Origin of the sequence: Aquabacterium sp. (assembly GCF_036279655.1) — a bacterium.
Classification (GTDB): domain Bacteria; phylum Pseudomonadota; class Gammaproteobacteria; order Burkholderiales; family Burkholderiaceae_C; genus Aquabacterium.
This window is the reverse complement of sequence record NZ_DASUIT010000148.1, coordinates 1-4,239: the sequence shown is the minus strand read 5'-3', so window position 1 is coordinate 4,239 and position 4,239 is coordinate 1. Positions and strand designations below refer to the sequence as shown.

Below are 4,239 nucleotides of genomic sequence, written 5' to 3'. Positions count from 1 at the left end.
CCGCCCAGCCACGCCCCAGCATGTGGACCGTGCCCAGCAAGGCATGCAGATGCATGGCGGTCTGATCGCGCTGAGACGATGCTGGCAGCTCGCCCAGGGTGGCCAGTGCCGACTGCAGATGGGCCTCGGCTTCGTGCAGGGACAGACGCTTGAGCGCTCGCTCGCTGGCCTGACGCCAGCGCATCACCGCCATGTGGCGCTGACCGGCTGCCCTGGCGTGACGGGCCAGCAGACTGGGTTCAGGCTCCGGCTGCCCCGGAGTCCGGCTCTCGAGGGCCCGCAAGATCTCGCGATGCAGGGACTCGCGCCGGGCCTGCACCATCGAGTCGTAGGCCGCATCTTGCACCAGGGCGTGCTTGAAGGTGTAGATCGTGCCCTGGCGGCTGGGCTGGGCCAGCACCAGCCCCGACTGGATGAGCGCCGCCACGGCCTGCTCCAGCGCCACCGGGCTCATGTCGGACACCTCGCTCACCAGGGCATGGCTGAAATCTCGGCCAATGGCCGCCCCGACCTCCGCCAACTCGCGTGAGCCAGGGTAGCGCTCCAGCCTCGCCATCAGGGAATCACGCAAGGTGGCTGGCACGCCCGCAGTGCTGTTGGGGCGATCGGGCAGAGACGGCGCTTCCAGGATGGATCGCGTCAGTTCTTCGACGAACAGAGGGATCCCGTCGGTCTTGTCGACAATGTGGCGCAACCAGGCGTCGGACAGTGGTCGATCGACCGCCAGATGCTCGATCATCGACAGCACTTCGACCTCGCGCAGGCCCGGCATCTTGAGCTGCGTGACATGCGCGTGACGATCCAGGCTGGCATGGAACTCGGGACGATGGGTGATCACCAGCAACAAGGGCTGCTGGCGCGTGGCAGCCACCAGTTGTTTGAGCAAGGCCAGGGTCGCGGGGTCGGCCCAGTGAACATCCTCGATCAGCCCCAGCAAGGGCGCCTGCTGCGACAGCGCCTGCATCACCGCCACCAGGGCATCGATGGACGCCTGCTCGTGCTGGCTGGCACTGCCCGCCGGCATGGCATGCTCGCCCGGCACCGGGATGGACAGCAGGAAAGCCAGAGGGCCGAAATGCACCGGATCGACCTGCAGGTTCTCCAGCAGCACCGTGCGCATCTGTTGCAGTCGGGCCTCGGCGCTCACCTCCGGGCCCCAGCCCAGCACCTGCTCGATGTAGTCCACGAACGGGTGAAAGGCCCGGTGCACGCCATGGGGCGAGCACTGCAAGGCCACGGCCTGCAGGCCGGCATTGCCCAGCCGATCACGCAACTCCTTGATCATGCGCGACTTGCCCACGCCGGGCTCACCGCCCAGCATCACGACCTGACCGTGGCCCTGACGTGCCGCATCCCAGCGGTCCATCAGCAGGGCCAGTTCATGCACCCGACCGATCAGCGGCGTGAGCCCGACCCGCAGGCTGGCATCGAACCGGCTGCCCATGGCCGTGATCCCCGTGACCTGCCAGACCTGACGAGGCTCGCGGATGCCCTTGAGCACATGGCGCCCCAGGTCCTCGTAGGTGAAGCCGCCACCGGCCAGGGTGCGCGTGGTCTCGCTGAGCACCACCGTGCCAGGCGCAGCCATGGCCTGCAGGCGCGCCGCCAGGTTCGGCGCATCGCCCAGCGCGAGTTGCTCGCGCCGCCGCCCCGCGCCGATCTCACCCATCACCACCGTGCCCGTGTGCACCCCGATGCGAACAGCCAGCCTGAGGTCGGACAGGGCCGGATCTGGCCACTGCAGCCTCGCCACAGCGGACACCAGCGCAAGACCGGCGCGCAAGGCACGCTCTGCGGCATCCTCCAGGGCCTGGGGATAGCCCACATAGACCAGCAAGCCATCGCCCAGGTACTGGGCCACGCTGCCACCGTGGTGTTCGATGATGGCCACCGCCGCCTGCTGGTAGGCCAGCACCACGGCGCGCCATTGTTCGGGGGTCAGTCGCTCGCTCAGCGCGGTGGCGTCGACCAGGTCGCAGAACATGATGGTCAACTGCCGCAACTCGCCCGCTTCCGGGTGGCTGCGATGCAGTGCGCCATGGGGCTCACGCGCACCGATGGCCCGCAACAGGCGCTTGCGATCGCCCAGGGACAGGCCGATCTTTTCCAGGTCAGGCTCGGTCAGACAGGACAGCACATCGTCGTCAATGCCGTTGTCGATCAGGACGCGGGCAAGGTGCTGCAGACCGCAGGTCTGCAGCCAGGCGGTCAGGACATCCGGGTTCATCGACGCGGGCTCAGGGGACATGGCCTCAAGCTTAACTGCTCCGGCCACGGCGCCGTCAGATCACTTGCACACCCAGACCCAGGACACACATGGACAAGGGGTCCAGCTTCTGCCCTTCGTCGGACGCCAGCCGATCGGCCACCTCGGGATGGCCCTCTGCCCTGGCCAGACGCGGCAGCAGGTCCTGATAGAGGGCGAACCACTCCCAGTCCCGCACACGACTGGCCCGCACGAACTCCAGCAGGCATTGCCGCGCCTGCGCGGCATCGCCCAGCGTCAGCCAGGCGGACGCCGAGATGCCCAGCGCATGGATGACGAAGTTGTTGCGCCGCTGGCAACCGGTGGACAGCAACTGCCGGCAGGTCTCCAGAGCCTTGTCTGGCAGGCCTTGCTGCAACTGGGTGCCCGCCAGATAGCTCAGCGTGGCCGACACCACCGCGGGCAAGCCCGCCGCCTGGGCCCGTGCGAGCAGCACCATGCACACGTCCTGCGCCTGGGCCCACTCCCCCGCAGCGCGCAGCATGGCCACCCGGGCCAGCAAGCGCTGCAGACGCAGGCGCGTGGGCCAGTGGGCCTGCTCGATGCGTCCCATCTCGTCCAGCACGGCCTGTGCCTGGGCACTGTCCAGGGCCCCGCTGCCCGCCAGGCAGCGCAGGGCCAGATACAGCCCTCTGGCATCACCCAGTTCACGCAGGATGCTCACCCCGTGCTGAGCAAACTCGCGCATGCGGGCGTTGTCCATGCCCCAGTAGAGGCGGCTGCGCTCCACCCAGTAACGCCCCAGCAGGGCAGGCACCATCGTCGAGGACAACTGCCCTTCGAGCATCTGCGCCTGGCGCCGGCATTCGGGTGCCAGCCCCAGCAACAGGTACAGCAATGCCGACGCGCCGGACAACTGCACGCCCAGGGCCAGGTCGTGCTCATGGGCCCAGATCAGCGCCTGCCGCACATTGTCGAGTTCACCGCCGTAGCGCGCCAGCCAGGGCTCGTCGGCCATGACCCAGTAGTCCTCATAGCAGGACTCCATCATCTCGGTCACGGCCTGCGCATGCAGGCGACGGATCGACTCGGCCTCTTGGCTGTCACGCAGCTTCATCGCCGCATACTCGTGCGCGCTCTCCGGCAGGTGATAGCGAGGGGGATCTGCCGCATCCACGCTGACCAGGGAATGATCCACCAGCGCCCCCAGCACATCGATCACCGCCCAGTCGTCCAGTTGCTCATCGCGTGCCACCGCCGCCGCCATGTTCAGGGAAAAGCCCCCCGCGAACACGCTCAGACGCCGAAACACCCGCTGCTCGCTCGGCGTCAAGAGTTCATGACTCCAGTCCAGCGCATTGAGCAAGGTCTGCTGACGGGCAGGCAGCGAGGCGTGCCGTGTCGCGCCCAGCAGGCGGAAACGTTCATGAAGTCGATCGATCGTGCCCTGCAGGCCCAGCAAGGGCATCCGTGCCGCCGCCAGCTTGATCGCCAACGGCAGGCCATCCAGACGACGGCACAGCTCGATCACCCCCGGCAGGTTGTCGTCGCTCAAGACAAAACGCCGATCGGCTGCATGGGCCTCGTCGGCGAACATGAGCACGGCGCCATGCCGCCTGGCCTGGTCCAGAGGCTCCTGATCACCGGGCACCGACAGGCCATGCAGCCGGAACTCCCGCTCGCCATGCAGCTTGAGCGGACTCTGGCTGGTCACCAGCACCCGCACACCCGGCGCCTGCGCCAGGATGGCGCGCACCAGTTCCGTGACGGACTGCAGCAGATGCTCGGCGTTGTCCAGCACCAACAGCAACTCCATGGACTCCAGCGCCAGCAAAAGCGCCGCCTGCGGGTCGCGGTCGCTCTGCGGCAGGCACAAGGCCTGCGCCACGGCCGACACCACCAAACCGGGGTCGCTGAGCTGGGCCAGAGGGACCCACACCGCGCCATCACGGCACCGTGCCTGCCAGGCATGGGCCACCTGCAGCGCCAGCGTGGTCTTGCCCACGCCCCCACTGCCCAGCAGGGTGGTCAGA

2 protein-coding genes are annotated in these 4,239 nt (G+C 68.0%); both read right to left on the bottom strand.

All coding sequences use genetic code 11. The annotated features are described in order from the left end of the window. Nucleotides 1–2,248: adenylate/guanylate cyclase domain-containing protein (locus tag VFW84_RS15590; protein ID WP_329681384.1), on the bottom strand; the 2,248-nt coding region annotated here is incomplete at its 3' end. 34 nt (nt 2,249–2,282) lie between these two features. Then, nucleotides 2,283–4,239: ATP-binding protein (locus VFW84_RS15585; RefSeq protein ID WP_329681383.1), on the bottom strand; the 1,957-nt coding region annotated here is incomplete at its 5' end.